The organism is Paenibacillus sp. NPDC058071 (assembly GCF_042885235.1).
In the GTDB taxonomy this organism is placed as follows: Bacteria; Bacillota; Bacilli; order Paenibacillales; family Paenibacillaceae; genus Pristimantibacillus.
Map to the genome: position 1 here is coordinate 40,427 of NZ_JBHVSK010000023.1, position 16,580 is coordinate 57,006.

Consider the following 16,580-nt stretch of genomic DNA (forward strand, 5'->3'; position numbering starts at 1 on the left):
AATACTCATCCTATTCTGGTCCTGTTCTGGGTATATTTGTAGAATCACCCATCCCCTCAGTCTCATTAACATCTGCACGCTTTTTCTGTTCTGGAGCGGGTTCTTCTCTTACCTTGTTTGTTTCTCCTGGTTTCGGCTGTTCCGGACCATTATTCGTAGAGGTCTGTGGCTTCTGTTCTCCCGTTTTCGGCTGTTCCGATTCAGAGGTCTGCAAAGTTGGTTTTTGTCCCCACTTATTCCTCATTCTGGAGGAGATTCGTGAAAATGCTTTTGAAGCAAAGGGAGCAAACGCTATGAAATATCCTGTAAACATGGTTCCAACTACAAATGATTTCAGCGCTTCTTGCCATCGAGGCATTTTTCCAGTCAACGCTTCATATAGCGTGTAGTCTGTCCAAACTGCTGCTCCCCCTGTGAGCATCGTCATCACTTGCGTCTTCATCACTTGTGAAGTGGTCATAGGCACCAGTGAAGCCGTCGCCGTCGACGCTAGGAGCGCCGGCCCAAATAGGGCACCGGTTAATGCTCCGACGATTGCAGCAGACGTGTTCCATATATAGGTCCCTATACTACTATCCTCTCCGCTTTGTAAATCGGAGATATAAGTGGCTGCAAGCCCCCCTACTGCACTAGCCGCTGCCATTGCAATCATGGGAGCTGCCGCAGCAATCAGCGGAACTGCTGCACCGCCTGAAACAATCACGACTGCTGCTACAGCGACAATCGCAAGCGCTGCGCCAGCGACTACGGCTAACTTCTTCCAATTAAATCCCTTTTTCTTCGTAGCAGCCTCCGCTTCTTTAGCGGCTGCCTCTTTGTCTGCTGTATCCTCTGTTGGACCGTCATTATAAACGATATAGCCTGTCCGATCACTTCCTGCGGCAATGACCTTGTTTGCAGCAATATGATACTCGCTTTCCATAACCAGCCCATTCGGCAGATTCCCTTTGCGCGCCAGAATCTGACTTTGAGTACTAATAATAATGCGCTTCGGCGTGAAGAGTGAGATTTCATCCGCCGCACTCAACGTCAACTTCTTATGGCTGGTCAAGGTGATGCCGTAGTTATCGTCAAAGCTGATCTTCAGCGGCTCCTTACTCCCGCCCGTGAGGCTGAGCGCCGTCGGCGTCATTTCCAGCTCACTGCCATGCTCGGTGCCAAAATACCGGTTATTCGGATTGCTCGTCTTCGGGCTGCTGCTCCCATTTTTCCTTACAGAGCCTACGACGATTGCATTGGCTCCCGAGCCATAATGTATGGCTATAAATCTTCTTATTTTAAACTCAAAATATTTTCAAGTCTACCTTTCCAAGTAATGTCTGTTTGAATGATTTTATAATCAACCTTTTCAATACGTTCTTTGTATAAATTGATATCATGAGAAAGTTGCTTTACATCATCTGTTTCAATGTAATCTTCAAATTGTACGTTCCTTAAAAAAGTATCTAATTTTAATAATATAAAGTCAGCAATTTCTTTCTTTTTCAGACTTTCTAAGGCCAGACAAACAAATAATGCCGTTTTATTGAAATTTCCTTCGTTTAATAACCACCAGTCCTCCTCTAGAATTCTTGCAGAAGCTTGTGCAGAATTATAATTGTTATTACCAATGTATTTTTCAAATTCCAAATTCGACAGAATCTTTAATTTCTTCGTAGGTACTCATAAAACACAGTACGCCATTTCTTTTCTGTAGCCGATTCAACTCTTTATTTCTCCCGGTTTCAACAGTTGCATAGCATTTTAAATATCCTGTAACATAACAAAAGCAGGCCAATCATGGTGGTATCTAACCATAATCACCTGCTCAACGTAATGCTTTTATTAAAATAGGGTAGCTTTATTGTGCATATATCAGCAATGACAAAATCTTTATACGGGTGGTGCATGGTGAAGTCTGCTGTTTAATAGTAGGTTCCATCGGCACTGAGTGGGGTCAAATTGCCTATCACTTTTCCCAAAACATTACCTTATGTGTATCAGCTCATGAAAAGAAGAAAACTACAATATCGGATGGTTAGCTCGCAACTTACACAAAATAACTGATAGATGATTAATTATCTAGATTTTATCTTTTATGACCAACCTAACATTTTCCAAGTACTGCTCCCTAATATTAAGTTCATAAAAATTAATTTTTTCTTTTTTCCAGATGCTTATCAATCTCTTATCCTCGATAATTTCTAATGCATGTTTAACAATATGTTCTCTGATACAATTATTACGCACACAAATTTCTGCTGATATTACAGTGAACAACCAATTTATTTCCTCATAGTCATCTGTTTGGTTTTCATACTCTACGACCAATCTTGAAATCGCTTGACCTGGGGATAATCCATCAGAAACAAAACTCGTATAATCATTCGGGACATACTCCATCAATTCATCATATGTTAATTCTTCTACCATAGCCAATTTTCCACCTATCTCTTTAATTCTTTTATATAATACACATAAACCTCTATATCTGGGAACATCTCTTTGAATTTTGAAATAATCGGACTACAGCTAGCACACGGCTCTCTATCAGTTTAAAGGTCAATTCTCCCTCTTCTCTGATTTGGTTCAATCTTTTTCAGGTCGTCAGTAATATCATCCAAAATTTTAAATTCTGTATCCCATTTTCTTGTATAAGCACCCTCTCCATCAATGACATCTAAATCGTTAACATCACGTGGTCTAAAATTCCAATCCTTCTCTTCTTTAAGAGTCGAGAAGCCTTGAGCTTCACCTGCATCATTCACAGAGTTTACACGACTAGAAGACTTATACTCAGATCTTAATCCTCTTATCTCTACATTTGCCAAACCAAAATTACCTTGTTTTCTAATTTCCTTTGGCAGTTCTTTTCTCAGTTCTTTACTTCTTCTAGCTAGTTCTCCACCGATACCTTGCGAATCGATTGTTACCTTCTTTGGCGGTGGGTTAGTACTATTCTTCTCCTTCAACTTATCAAAGAGCGTCTTTTCTTTATCTAAATACTCACCATACTTAGATGCTTCTTTTGCCTTCCTGCTGTTAGCAATATTCTCTATGACGCGCTGTCTCATTTGTTCATTTACTTTTGATGGTAATCTAAATTTAAATCCCTTTATTTTATTAACAAATCGGCCTATAAACATCGCCGCCGGCATACCTACAGTACTTACCATCATTCCTACCTTAAACTCATTCACTGCTTGACCAATAGTAGGCATTCTAATATGAAGGGCTTCCTCTAAGACATAATAGGTTGAATTAGAAGCGCCGCCAACCATCACATTGGTGACACTCATTCTGGTAAATTGTGACGTGGTCATCGGAATTAACGATGCGGTACCAACTATGGCTGCAGGAGCAAATATAGCTGTCGTTACGGCACCAGCAATACCGCCAACTGCTGTATTCCATATATAGGTGCCTATACTACTATCCTTATCGTTTTGTAAATCCGCAGCGTATGTACTCGCAAGCGCTCCAACCATGCCCGCTGCCGCTCCCGCGACAATTGGAATAGCCGCAGCTGCAAGTCCTCCAGTTGAAATGACTACAGCTGCAACCACTACAATTGCTGCAGCTGCAGCTGCAACGCAAAGCAGCTTGGTCCAATTAAATTTCTTCTTTTTGGGAGGCGCTTCGCAGATCTTCTGTGCCTCTGCCTGCGCAACCGCATCAGCCATTGGCTCGTCATTGTACGACGGATGACTGGTTCGGTCGCTGCCATTGGCAATTACAAAATTGGAGCTCAAATTGTACTCGCTCTCCAAAGCCAGCCCATTCGGCATCTGCCCTTTGCGAGCTAAAATCTGACTTTGCGCTTGAATCATCACCCGTTTAGGGGTGAACAGCAGGATTTCGTCTGCCGCGTTTAACGTCAGCTTCTTATGGCTCGTCAATGTGATCCCGTAATTCTCGTCGAAGCTGATCTTCAGCGGCTCCTTGCTTCCTCCCGTAAGGTTTAGCGCTGTTGGCGTCATCTCCAGCTCGCTGCCGTGTTCCGTTCCGAAATACCGGTTGTTCGGGTTGCCCGTTTTCGGACTGCTTCCGCCATTCTTCCGTACTGATCCAACCACGATGGGCGGACTCCCTGCCCCATCTGGGAAGTAGAGGCTCGCATGCGTACCGACTTGCGGCATGCAGTACATCACATTGCCGGTCGGCGGCGCGAAGCCGAACCACTCTGCTTTCGAACTCGGCTCCGGGTCAATGTCCAAATGCATCCGAACCTGCTGCCCCTTCACCTCAACCACTTTGCCTTCCAACGATCGTCCCTTCAAGCCCTCATGGCCGAGAGGGGACTGCAGGATGCCTTCTCGCCGCTGCAGCCGATATCTGTAGGTCAGCCCGCTTGCATTCATGTACGCTTGCATGCTGCTCACATACAGCTTTTTGTTTTTAAACTGAATTTCGTCTCCCAGCGCATAACGCGTATTGCTCTCGATCTCATAATAGAAGAAATCGATGTCATGCGCATCGCCCTTCTGCTCCCGGGCTTTCTTGAACGCCTGCAAATCTTTCCGCGAGGTATACGGCGTATCTTCGGCAAGCGTATAGCTTTTTCCTTCCGGCAGACCGAAATATAGGCGAGGACTGCTGTTCAATGGGTCGCAGCTGACGACCGTTTGCAGCTCGCTGGCCAGACGTTTCGCGAACATCCAATCCGTTTCTTTGTACTGAATGGCCGCTTTCCCCAGCTTCACTTCCTGTCCTGCCGTCGCGATAACCTGACCGTTAGTGTAACTGTCCGCAACCGTGTGCAGCAGGTCGGCATAGTTCATTCCGCTGTCCTGAAAAGAGCGGCTCTTCTGCTCGGTGTCTAGTTGGAAGCTGCCGGAAAGCCCCTCGATCTCCAGCGTGTAGATCCCGTCGCGATTTGTCGTGCGGACCGAGGTGACGAGCCCTTTGAACAACGTTTGTTCTTGCTTGCCCTCCATCCGGTACAGCTCAATTTCATCCTGGGATGAAGCGCCCGTGACCGATGTGAAATGAACCGAATCATCCACCAGACCGCGTACATAAAGCCGGCCATGCTCATTCAGCTTGCATTCGATCGTTACATCTTCGATGCTTTTTATGGAATAGGGTGACTTCACCCTAATCGTATCAAACCCGTCCATCCCCTCGCCCCCTACTCAGCATGCTGTCCGTCATCCACGAACGACACAATCCCGCCGTGCATGCAAAAAAGCTGCGATTTCGTCGTCAACGCCGGTTTTCCCTCGACCAGTGCATCGGCTTTCGTGATCGCCCACTTCCCTAGAAAGGACGGACAGCACCGTTTTCCCGAAACGGATACGCCGACTTGATTAAAGAGATACAGCGTCTCCGTATTCGGGTTGCTTGCGCAGTTGCAGACGCCGAAGTATGGAATGTTCGCAATCGGAACCTGATCATCCTCGTTCATCATCGGCTTTTCGTTCACATAAGTACCATGACTTTGCGGCAAATTAATTCGCCGGTAATTGCTGCCGTAATTGCACATCATGCTGGCGCCTCTCACCACATATCCGCTTTCGTCCGCCATCTTCCTTCCTCCTCTACTCCATCGCCGCTCGAACGAGCTTGATGCCCTTCAGCCGCCTCCGCAGTATACTTTCCGCTACATCCAGGCGCACGATTACCATCGTTTGCTCGCCTTCTTTGACCGCGAATAGTTTCTTTCCTTTCACTTTCTCCTCCTGCAGCACCAGCTTCTTGATAACGCTTCGGTAGAGGTTAAACACGTTGCTGTCGCTTAAGGCTTCGATCTCTTCCAATATTGGCAAGTAGTAGATTTGCTGCCGCCGGTTTTGCGGGTCGATGAGCGGAATCATTTTGAACAGCGTATCCGGCGCATACATGCCGATCACTTTCTTCAGTTTGTCCGATACGAGAAAGAGCTGGCGGTCCAGCAGATCCAGGTACGCGCTGTCCGTATCAGCCTGCACATGGAAAACGATCGTATCCGGCAGGGTCCCTGCATGGAACCGGTTGATCTTCCGGGAGTCGATCTTCTGTCTAACCTCCAGTAATGCAGGTGTATTGGCATAGCGTTCATCCTGCTTCAACACGAAGTAGTCCATCGCTACTCTTCCTCCCCTTTTGCCGGGTACAGAATCTCATGCTGGTCCCTGAATTCCCCGGCCAGCACAGTAACCGATTCGCTCTTTCGCAGGGCAGCGTATGCTTCACTTTCCAGAAGAGCTGGCAACCGGTCGCGCAAGTATTCGACCGCCAGCAAATGATATTTCAGCGCATCCTGCTGCTGGATGTGTTCGATATCCATCGCGGTAACGAGGCGGCCATACCTCGCCTTTTGCTTGTCCATCTTCTGCGTTCTCTCGAACATCGGCTCAAAGAGGAAGTCAGCTTGCCACAGACTGGCGCATTCCTCCCGATCCATATACCAGCCTGCATCGTAGAGGTCAATGCGATATTCCGCTCGCTGCTCCATCAGACTCGTTCGCAAGTAGGAGAACTGGATATAGTTGATTTCTCCTTTGCGCTCTTGCTGCTGCAATAGGGACGCACGCACGCAAGCCTGTTCAAAAGCGGCCAGCAAAGAGCGATCTATACGCTCCTTATCTTCCATATACCGCTGATTAATGATGACGAAGTCAAACTGCCACTGACCGTCCACGTGGTTCGCAACCAAATCCTCCAATGCCGCCTCGCGATCCAGGAACAGCCTCATAAAATATTCACCTTGCCCCCGCTCATCGTCACGTCGTCTATAATCGTCAACGAGGCGCTAGCCTGCTTCAGGTCTACGCCTTCCTCGCCTTGGATCACAACCCGGCTGCCGTTAATCTCAATATCTTCCTCAGCCTGCAATGTAATTTTCTTATCGCTGTTAATCTCGATGCCTCCATCGTCAGTTAGCCGCATCAGCAGCTTGCCCCCGCCGATAATTTCAACGGCGCCGGGCTTCAGTACAATTTCCTTGCCGTATTTCGTACTGATGCTTTTAACAGCTGGATCGCTTCGTTTCTGGTCGTTGGAAGATGAGAGGTTGACGGAGCTTGCGGCAAAAGCATTGCCGTCATCAGCATCGGGAAAATAAACTCGAATCTGATCGCCGTTCTCCGGCATGCAATACCAGCCGCTGCCGTCGGGCGAGGAGTAAATAGTAGAGTAAGGGAACCAACTGGCAGTCGCATCATCCTGGTCCTTGTCGATATCCAGAAATACTTTGACCGTATCATTCTTCACGCCCAGCACTTTGCCGAAGAGCGATGTCCCCGCAAGCACTGGATTATAGGTTTTGTCGAAGCGAATGCCGTTGGCATCCATGAATCGGTAGGTATGAACCAAAACGCTGTTTTTAAACTCCGTGACCGCCTGGCAAACGTAAAGCGAACGGTTCTTGAATTCCACGACGTCGCACAGCTCGAATATTTCGTTTGTCGTTACTTCGTAGCGGATAAAATCCTGCGCTTGAAGCCCCGCTCCTTGAGCCGCCGACTTGAGCCGGTATTCTTTCAAATCATTCACCATCGTGTAGTTGAACTGCTCCAATCGGCGCTTGGCGGGATGGTCGGGCAATCCAATATAATACTTAATCCCTTGAACGCTGCAGATGGGAGCCACGGCCGCATGAAAATGAGAGGCCAGCCGCTTCGTCAATTCCCAATCCGTTTCCTTGTATTGCACAAGAAAACCGCCGATGCTTTTTCCGTTGGAAGCCTGGTCGATCACTTCGGCATCGGGATAGGCCTCGGCGGCTTCATCGAACGCGGCGCTATAGGCCATCGCTTTATTCTGGAACGAGCGGCTCTTCTTCGTGAGGCTGCTTTGTCATTCGTTTCGTCTAATTATAGGCATAAAAAAGCCCATTCCGACTCATGGTTTGAGTTGGAATGAGCTTTTGAAAGTTGATCAAGTATTTTAAGTATTTGATATGAGTAATTTTACAAAATCTTTTTACTACACCACTCAGGGTTATATGGCATTTGACTTAATTTTAATATATCAGCAGCGGAATAATACCAGTCAGCATCATCAAACCATAAATTATCCTCACTATTTTCCTTAAAGTATTCTATTACAAATCTAAAAATAAATTCATACTCATGATTAATATTTTCAATATCTACTGCCCAGAAATATCCTTTGTCTTCAGTCAGCCAAGTGAAGCTATCGTTCAAATCTTCTCTTGCTCTGTTTATATTAAACGTAAAGTATCTAATATCCTCTTCATCATCGATATGTGTAAACGTAATTTCGTCTACTTCTGATAATGTACCTTCAGCTGAAAAGAAATAACCATCTTTGTCTAATTTAGTTGTTATATAAAAGCAATACATTTTAGCTCTTTCAGCTGCTTTTATAAAATGACTAATAGTTTGTTCAGGAGAATAATTCTCCATATCTTTCAATATGATAATTGAACTCACCTTATCAAAACCTCTCTTAATTCATCAAGGGAAACTTATGATTTTTTGTCCCTTTATACTCCAATATTTTTACTAAAATTTTTGTCGATAATTGGCTAACACGCTTTCGTTATGCTGAACAGTCTCCTTAATCCAGACGTTCCTGCTAACTATGCGGCGCAGGATTTCCAGTCTGGGTTGTCCGTCCTTCTGAACTACTAGATGGTTATAATAATCAGCCTATTTCAGTAGCATAAATTATTCATTTCCTTAGTTATGAACTATTTCGGTCGTTTTGAGCATGCAAAAAAGGCTTATCCCTTCCCATTATTCAAATGGAATAAGCCTTTCATAGTTCATCAAGTGTGTTTATAGAGTTTTTTAGTGCTTGATTTGTTTGTTGTATTGTATAATCCTGCTTCTAAGATGTAAACTCTTCTATCCTAAGAACTTTCAGTTATTTATTCGGCACTAGCCAGATTGGTTAATACGTTCTTAATTCGAATGCCTAGCTCCACCCATTCTTCTTCTAATAGCTCTTCAACTATTTCTTCTTCATTAAATGATTTCAGATTGAATATGATACTCTTCAGGTCACTAGTTTCCGTTAATTTATTTTGCAATAACTTTTCGGCCAATGTTGTTAGTACAACAATATCTTCACTCAGTGAATGCTTGCGATCTCGTTCAAAACGATTTAAAACTTCTAATACAATTTCATCTCCTGATTTATTTTGAGATAGAATATTCATAAAAAATTGACTGACTTCTGCTGTCATTTCATCAACAGACCAAAATGCTCGAGCATAATTATGAACAGGCTTTTTATCAATCTCTTGCAAAAATAAATCTTTACGAGCATTCCAATTAGCAAATAGTTCAGGTGTTAAGTATGGTTCTAGTCCTTTAATATCTATACTTTCAAGTGTAGATAAAAGATACTCTTTTGACATTTTGAACACTTTTGATTGTCTTATCAACAATTCCCCTAAAGCAACAGTAACTATAGATTTTTCAAATATTCCTGTATTTTTTACTGCTTCAAAATCATCTACCGTTCTTGCAAAAGCTTCGCTATTACTCATATATTCTGCTTTATACTCTTCATAACCATCATTGATAGCTTCAAATAACTCTTCATATTCCCATTCCATCTTTATATCCTCCAGTTATTAGTTTGGTTTCACAGGAACGTTGTTATTGTGAATCACTTCGACACCTATATTGGGATACTTATCTTTAAATTGACGAATTATATAATTGCAATTCCCACAAGTATAATTCAGTGAATTAGGTACCTTCCCTTTAGCATCAACTTCATCGCCCAATTGTTTAGCTAAATCATTCAAAATTTTATATTCAGTATCCGAAGTTCTCAAGTATGGAACACCATTTCCACCAGGAGCCTCTGTAGCTTTAAAAATAATGTTTTCATCTGTTGGTTCAATTGAATAATTATTTATTGATAAATTTCCTGTTTTCACCATCACACTGCCATGCTCGGTGGGTTTTGTGTTCTAATAAACCTTTGATTGGGCATGCAAAAAAGCTCATTCCTACTCAAAGTTTCAAGTTAGAAAGAGCTTTTGAAAGTGTATTTGTTAAATTTTCAAATATTTCGATTATTGGTTCTATTATATGATCTTGTTGTTATGAATGTAAACCCAATCTTTTTTTTATCACTTCTAATAGTTCATCAATCTCTTTTTTATCTTCCGGGTGTTCGTCCAGGTGTTTTTCACTATAAATATTTAAATAGTTATAAAATTCATCATACTCCATTATTGCCATCACATCTTCGTCATACGCTGGGGGTTCTCCTATAAAGCAAACTTTTTTATCACCAATGTAGTATTCCTCTTCTGGCTCATGATAGGATGAAAATTGTACCTCTAGTGGGCCTGAACCATAACCATGCCTCTCAACATCTCCAAAGTATGTTAAAGCTCTTGGAAAATCAATAATCCAGAAGTAAGATTCGACCAGTCTATCTATTTCTTCTTTTATTGTTAATACTTTGTACATACTATCCCTTCACCTCTTATCAATAGACTGTTTCTTCGGCTCACCTATAATATAATCCCTTTTTTCATTTATCCCATACTTACTTGCGTCTTCTTCTAAAGTTTTGTAGGCATTATCCATTGTGACCGTCAGATTCCTGGTCTGCCGCCGTTCCTACTCATAGATCAAATTGAAAAAAGCTTTTTAGAATCTATAAATGGTTAGAATTATTTGTTGTTTGATTTATTGGTTGTATTGTTCGATCTTGCTGACATAATAATGTAAATCCAGTATTTTTTTTCGCAAGCATTTAGCATTGTTATCATTAGTCTTTCTTTTTAAATATATTTTTGTCTTTTGTATACATACCTAATAAAAAATCAGTAAATGAATCTGCAATTTTGTAAAAGTCATCTTGATCAGTACTCTCAGAATAAAAATAAATTGGGGGATTATCACCTTCATTAAATTTAAAAAAACAAAACATGCAACCTTGGCTCATCCAAAAAACAAAATCATTTTCTGTTAAATTTTTGGAAAAATCATTTTCCTCGAGTAATTCCTGCACACCTTCATTTAAAATTAACAGTTCGTCCATAAAGCAAGAATGTCCTCGTAAAAAAGTATGTTCTGTACCTCTACCCATTGTTTTTAAAAATTCAATGTATGCTTCAGGTAATTTTTCACTACCAATCATCTCTTGTAAATGTGTTAAATCTTCATTGGTACATGGGTTCATTGGTATCCCATCTTTGTTTAATTGACTAATAAGTTCAAATAAATACTTCATCCCACTTTCCTCCTTTTGGTAGTATCTCTATGCGGGTTACTGTAATGTTTGGAATTTCCAATTGAAATTGATCTACTAAATCTATACAGTTGTCAAAGTAGGGGCGTTCAGAAATAATTTCAATTTTACCTTTAATATTCGGATTGTCTTTGTATTTAGTTCTTAAATACTCAACTATTTTCTGCTCCTTATAATTAGTAAACTCTGTTATTGGACCTTGATACAATAAAATTCAAGCATTTATGTGCGTACAATCAAAATGACGCAATCTATATACGGGTATTACATGGGTTAAGTCTACTTGAAATCAGCCGCCCTCATTCGGCACTGGGTGGAATTGAGACAAGAGCAAAAGAAAACCACAATACGGGCGGTTACCTCGCATTGTCGTTTGGCCGGTTGTATTTTACGATCTTAACTAAAACTTTGGTAAACCTAGGATTTGTCTAACTCTTCATTCTTAATAGCCACTCTCCCAGAGCCAAAATGATCTTTAAAAAAGGTGAAGTCAAACAGTTTACCACGAGATATTATTTGTTTATGTTCATTTTTCTTTAGCTTAGCTTGCTCTATGCTAGTACTACTCATGAAATCAAATGGAACAGTTTCCGTTATATCAAATGTTAATGTTATTTTAGGCTTACTTTCAGTAACAATCATCAAGGCTACATAACAATTATCAAGAAAAGATAACTTCCCACCGGACTTACATACAATATCCCCTGTATCAATTGTATATGACCAACTAAGATACTGTTCACGAGCCTCAGAGGAACTACCCTCAATTATTTTAAAATCCGCTCCCTTTACTTTCTCAATTTGAACTTTCATTTTGCCAAATACAAATAGTGAATCATCCTTTATATGAAAACCTTGCTTTTGTATTTGATCTTGAAAATCATAAATATTTATAACAGTATTAATGAGCTCAAATTCATATGTGCCCCTAATATCATTTGGAAAACCCAAGAAAATAGTTGGTATAAAATCTCCTGAATCATCTACAATTCCATCAAATTCTTCATTACTAATATCAATCGTAAGATTCATTTCCCTTACCTCACTTTCTAATAAATGTATATTGATCTAACATTGGTGACATGATTTTTTCACCATCTGTGGTTAGATAGCTACCATCGTTCGGAACATCTCGTCTTTCACCCTTGATTTTTAATCCTTTATCATCTAATTGCTTTAACAGTTTTTTCATATTAGATCGTGAGCCAGTAATAATAATTTCTCCATTCCTTGATAAAACTCTCAGTATTTCTGGATTCAAGGGATCGTATCCAAATGGGTTCTCAATAATAATTCTACTTTGGCTTCCTGTCTTAATATTAGTTAATTGAGTTGCATCTCCATAATAAACATCAGGAGACTAAGGATCTATATCGATGTTATATGCTCCTTCTATAGGTTTACCTCGAGCCCCAATGTTTAAAGTTCCATTTTCATCAGCGGGTTTTTCTAAATATTTTTTCGGACCTTTTCCCATCCCCTAAGGAGGTTTGCTCGCCTCCGTTGACTTAGGAGGCTCCTTAGGTCTACTTGAAATTGCTCCATGCTGGGTATCATCAATTTCGTGAATTGGCTGGGTTACGCCTTGCCCACCTTTTTGAGTTGGTGCTGGTTTGGACGGGGATGATAGCTTACTGCTACTATTCATCCGATTCATCATTCTACCCGTACCAACGGCTGCCGCTACTACCAAGTAAGGTTGAGCAAATTCTACGGCTAACGCGCCTGTAATCATGGCGATATCCACTGACATCAGATAGGCTTCTTCGTTTCCACCAAACAGCGTATCTCTTATAAAGTTAAAGGCAGGGGTTTGCGTGTCCCCCTTGCTTCCATAATAATAGTCTTGGGCACCCCTCCGTAACATCGGCTGCCACCGATGCTAACGTATACGTTCCTGCAGCGATTGCCACTGCTCCCGCCCCCGCAATTACGAGACCCAGACCTGTCCAGCTCAAACCACACCAACGACGACCGCACCAACTCCCACCGCTATGGTAATTGCACCCACAGCGTAATTCATCAGACCATTGAGAATATTAAGTGCGCCTTTCGATTTTCGTTCCTCGCTCAGATTGTATGCTCCAGCTTTTGTGCTGCCTGCTGCGCCTCAGCCTGACCATCGAATACAATCGGGGAATAGGCGACCGTTTCGGTGGAAGTTCCTTCGATGTAGGTTTTGTTGGATAGCATTTTACGCAGATCGTCGATCTGCAAAAAAAGCTCATTCCTACTCATAATTCAAGTGGGAAAGAGCTTTGAAAGTTTATCAAGTGTTAATAAATTATTTAGTATTTGGTTTGTTGGTTGTATTGTACGATCTTGTTGTTAAGGCTGTAAAGCCTCACAAGTTAGTTTTTAGGATTCTTATAGCACCAATCTGGGTCATACGGTAACGATTTTAATTTTTGCATATCCTCCCAACTGTAGACCCAATTGTAACCTCCCAACCAATAATATTGATTAGGGTTTAACTTCAAGTATTCATAAACAAAACTAAACAGCAACTCCTCGTTATCATACACATCCTCAATACAACCTACTTGATATAAACTGAGTGATAGGTCCAATCCTGAAATTTGTCCGTTATTAGTAAACTCAAGTCCATTGTTCTTAACTCCATCTACATATATTAAAAACTTATTTTCATCAGCATCTGGATTATACATAATACTAAGGGTCGTATACTTAAATTGATCCCCTTCGGTAAAGTACTTTTCATTCCTGTAGTAAAGCATGGCGTCAGAATGAAACGAGGCTAACATTACTGAAGACAGTAAATTGTCTGATGAATATATGTCTCTCTCAACTAAAAAAAATGACGAGGTTCCCATTTACTTTAAAACTCCTTTCAATTCTTCAAGTGAATTTACTACGATTGCGCCCATACTCTTAATCTTATTCAATTTTTGTAGTTGTTCAGGTGCTAGATTAACTAGGGGCTCTTCAATATACACAATAACTTTCTATTTTCTGGATTCAAAAAATCTTTGTGATTTGTGTTTGTATACTTTTCAATTTGATCCACTTTTAATGCACTAGCAGAAGCTTTTCTTCAATAATTTCATCTTTTGTCAATACATCAAAATCTCCAGCAGGTGTTTTATCTGCCCTCTGAACCTTTTGTCCAAAACCTGTAACCTCTTTCTGTTCTGAAACAAATTTTGCAACTTTTCCCTCTGTTGCTTTACCTATATTAGGGCTATTCAGGAATGTCTCAATATCACGACTAATATTTTTCGGATGTTGATCAACCCAAGTTAATTCGTTACCGGCCGGGTTCGTATACCTTGTTTTATTTCCATCCTTAACTATACTGCCTATATTAGAAGCTTGTCCCGTCCCCTATGTGAAATCTTAAAATCGGGAATAAAGAAAGTGGTAACTTTTTTCCAATTACCACCATTATATCAGCTTGCTTGATGCTCTGTTAGACTTACCGCCCGATACTCTGTCTTGTGCTTCATCATACTGTAGATAATGTTTATAAGCCTTTTCATGACGCAGATAAGGGCTTGCTTCTTAGTTGCTGACGATATGAAAAAACCTTCGTTTTAGTCGCCCTACTCTTAATAGTGGCGTTATCTTCAGGTACGATAAATTTAAAAAAATCACAAGAAAGCGAAGATAATAAAAACAGGTTAATCATGGTGGTATCTGACCATAATCGACCTGCTAGATGTAACGGAATAGCGTTATTTAGGGAATAAAATTAAAGTATTTGATGTACGTACAACCGAAATCGAGAAATCTTCATAGGGGTATTACATGGGTTAGATGTGTTATTGGTTGAATTATGGGTTCATTCGGCACTGGGTGGGCAATTTTTTTAATAGCCGCCACTTGTATGTTTATATTTTTTAGCTTGTAGCGGCAGATAAAAAGAAACCACGACACGGCGGTTAGCTCGCATTGTGGATTCAATTGATTGTAGCCCAACTTTAACATTGTTTTAGAAAACATTTTTGAAATATTGGTCTATAAATTTTTACATTTTACTTAATACTTCCTTAATTCGGATAGAAAGATCAAACTTCTCGGATTCTGTTAATTGTTGACCTATTTCACTCATATCGAACCGCTCTAATTCAATTTTTAAACTCAAGAATTCATTCTCTGGTTTAATGCTATGTCTAATAAGCAGTTCGGCAAGTGTTGTTTTAACAACAATATTCTCGCTCCGAGTACTCCTACATTCACGATCAAACCTTTCCTCTATTTTCTCAATTATCCCACTTGCATCGTTCGTGTTAACGATAATTTCCATAAAGTAGTTCTTTACTTCTTTTTCCATTTCATTGTAATACCATCTTGCATACGGACTACGATCAACAGGAATACTTTCTATCCCATCAAGCACCATATCTCTTCGTTCTAATATGTCTTGATACTCATCAGAGGTTGTTTCAAGTTGTAACTTTTCTAAATCTAAGTCCTTCAGCAGATTAACTATCTTCTCTTTTGAATTTATAAAAATTTTTGAATGTGTTAAATAAATCCTTCCTTCTGCAATGACAACTACCGCTTTCTCCATTTCACCTCTTTTTTGGACACCGAAGTATGCCTCAGATGTACAGACGAGTGCTTCAGCATTGCTCATTCCCTCACTCTTGAAATCAAAATATCTTTCATAAAACGCACCGAATAATGCCTCATAATTTCGTTTCATATTTGTGTCCCCTTTAAGGATTCTTTGGAATTACTAATTCATCGCCGTTATGAATTACTTCAATATCAATATTTGGATAATCTTTATGAAATCTCTCAATAACTCTACTACAGCTTGCACACGTATCTAACTCGGTAAATAATTTTATTTTCCCACTAGCCTTTGAAGGGTCAGGTAATTTATCCAGTCTTGCGGCTAAATCATTGAGTATTTTATACTCCGTATCGTTATCTCTTAATCTTATATTTCCACCTCTATCTGGTGCAAGTGTTGCTTCATACTTTGGTTTAGATGGCTTTAACGAAAAATTAGCATAATCTTTTGCCTTGTTATCACCATTTAAGCTACTATGTGCATAGAATTCCTTTTTGTCAATTCCTGCAATATCTACTTCAGAATATGCGAAATTCAGCTCATCTTTAAGCCTATTAGAAAGCTTACCTCTCAACTCACTTACCCTATCAAGAATATGTGTTTCTTTATTCGGATCAATCCTCCTTGTAGGAAATACTTTTCCAATACTTACATTGGGGTCAGGTTTACCCGTCCCCTCAGCCTCATTAACATCTGTACGTGGCTTCTGTTCTGGAGCGGCGTGTTTCTCTCTTACATTGTTTGTTTCTACCGGGTTCGGCTGTTCCGATCTATTATTCGTTGAGGTCTTTGGTTTCTGTTCTGAAGCCGGTTTTTCTCTTACCTTGTTTGTTTCCCCCGGTTTCGGCTGTTCCGGACCATTATTCGTAGAGGTCTGTGGCTTCTGTTC

General features: G+C 40.8%; 18 protein-coding genes and 1 pseudogene. All 19 read right to left on the reverse strand.

All coding sequences use genetic code 11. The features are described from left to right. Nucleotides 1-10 precede the first annotated feature (10 nt). On the reverse strand, nt 11-1,132 hold the full coding sequence (locus tag ACFVTB_RS25530) for a hypothetical protein (protein ID WP_387755818.1): 1,122 nt from the start codon (nt 1,130-1,132) through the stop codon (nt 11-13). Between the two features lie 140 nt (nt 1,133-1,272). After that, a complete protein-coding gene (locus ACFVTB_RS25535) occupies nt 1,273-1,629 on the reverse strand; it encodes a hypothetical protein (protein WP_387755820.1) in 357 nt (118 codons plus the stop codon). A 432-nt stretch (nt 1,630-2,061) separates the two neighbouring features. After that, complete coding sequence (locus ACFVTB_RS25540; RefSeq protein ID WP_387755822.1) at nt 2,062-2,412, reverse strand: Imm3 family immunity protein; 351 nt, start codon at nt 2,410-2,412, stop codon at nt 2,062-2,064. Nucleotides 2,413-2,426: 14 nt separating this feature from the next. Further along, nucleotides 2,427-5,099, reverse strand: a pseudogene (locus ACFVTB_RS25545) (deaminase domain-containing protein). Between the two features lie 11 nt (nt 5,100-5,110). Continuing rightward, complete coding sequence (locus ACFVTB_RS25550; RefSeq protein WP_387755824.1) at nt 5,111-5,506, reverse strand: DUF4280 domain-containing protein; 396 nt, start codon at nt 5,504-5,506, stop codon at nt 5,111-5,113. A gap of 13 nt (nt 5,507-5,519) precedes the next feature. Beyond that, on the reverse strand, nt 5,520-6,044 hold the full coding sequence (locus tag ACFVTB_RS25555; protein WP_387755826.1) for an imm11 family protein: 525 nt from the start codon (nt 6,042-6,044) through the stop codon (nt 5,520-5,522). 2 nt (nt 6,045-6,046) lie between these two features. Continuing rightward, nucleotides 6,047-6,655 (reverse strand): hypothetical protein, encoded by a 609-nt coding sequence (locus ACFVTB_RS25560; RefSeq protein WP_387755828.1) that lies wholly within the window; start codon nt 6,653-6,655, stop codon nt 6,047-6,049. Continuing rightward, on the reverse strand, nt 6,652-7,713 hold the full coding sequence (locus ACFVTB_RS25565) for a phage tail protein (protein ID WP_387755830.1): 1,062 nt from the start codon (nt 7,711-7,713) through the stop codon (nt 6,652-6,654). The genes ACFVTB_RS25560 and ACFVTB_RS25565 overlap by 4 nt, the downstream gene beginning before the upstream one ends. A 158-nt stretch (nt 7,714-7,871) precedes the next feature. Continuing rightward, nucleotides 7,872-8,357 carry a hypothetical protein gene (locus ACFVTB_RS25570; protein WP_387755832.1) on the reverse strand — a complete coding sequence of 162 codons (486 nt, stop codon included), beginning with the start codon at nt 8,355-8,357 and terminating at the stop codon, nt 7,872-7,874. Between the two features lie 440 nt (nt 8,358-8,797). After that, a complete protein-coding gene (locus ACFVTB_RS25575) occupies nt 8,798-9,490 on the reverse strand; it encodes an Imm3 family immunity protein (protein ID WP_387755834.1) in 693 nt (230 codons plus the stop codon). Between the two features lie 18 nt (nt 9,491-9,508). Continuing rightward, nucleotides 9,509-9,823 carry a deaminase domain-containing protein gene (locus tag ACFVTB_RS25580; protein ID WP_387755836.1) on the reverse strand — a complete coding sequence of 105 codons (315 nt, stop codon included), beginning with the start codon at nt 9,821-9,823 and terminating at the stop codon, nt 9,509-9,511. A 163-nt stretch (nt 9,824-9,986) separates the two neighbouring features. Beyond that, on the reverse strand, nt 9,987-10,361 hold the full coding sequence (gene cdiI, locus ACFVTB_RS25585) for a ribonuclease toxin immunity protein CdiI (RefSeq protein WP_387755838.1): 375 nt from the start codon (nt 10,359-10,361) through the stop codon (nt 9,987-9,989). Nucleotides 10,362-10,665: 304 nt separating this feature from the next. After that, nucleotides 10,666-11,130 carry an SMI1/KNR4 family protein gene (locus tag ACFVTB_RS25590; protein WP_387755840.1) on the reverse strand — a complete coding sequence of 155 codons (465 nt, stop codon included), beginning with the start codon at nt 11,128-11,130 and terminating at the stop codon, nt 10,666-10,668. Nucleotides 11,131-11,565: 435 nt separating this feature from the next. Further along, nucleotides 11,566-12,180, reverse strand: a complete 615-nt coding sequence (locus ACFVTB_RS25595; protein WP_387755842.1) for a hypothetical protein — start codon at nt 12,178-12,180, stop codon at nt 11,566-11,568. Between the two features lie 10 nt (nt 12,181-12,190). Further along, entirely contained in the window at nt 12,191-12,409 is a 219-nt protein-coding gene (locus ACFVTB_RS25600) for a hypothetical protein (protein WP_387755844.1), read from the reverse strand. A gap of 809 nt (nt 12,410-13,218) precedes the next feature. Beyond that, nucleotides 13,219-13,365 (reverse strand): hypothetical protein, encoded by a 147-nt coding sequence (locus ACFVTB_RS25605; protein ID WP_387755846.1) that lies wholly within the window; start codon nt 13,363-13,365, stop codon nt 13,219-13,221. 134 nt (nt 13,366-13,499) lie between these two features. Beyond that, complete coding sequence (locus ACFVTB_RS25610) at nt 13,500-13,982, reverse strand: hypothetical protein (protein WP_387755848.1); 483 nt, start codon at nt 13,980-13,982, stop codon at nt 13,500-13,502. Nucleotides 13,983-15,136: 1,154 nt separating this feature from the next. Beyond that, entirely contained in the window at nt 15,137-15,817 is a 681-nt protein-coding gene (locus tag ACFVTB_RS25615) for an Imm3 family immunity protein (RefSeq protein WP_387755850.1), read from the reverse strand. 13 nt (nt 15,818-15,830) lie between these two features. Beyond that, nucleotides 15,831-16,580: deaminase domain-containing protein (locus ACFVTB_RS25620; protein ID WP_387755852.1), on the reverse strand; the 750-nt coding region annotated here is incomplete at its 5' end.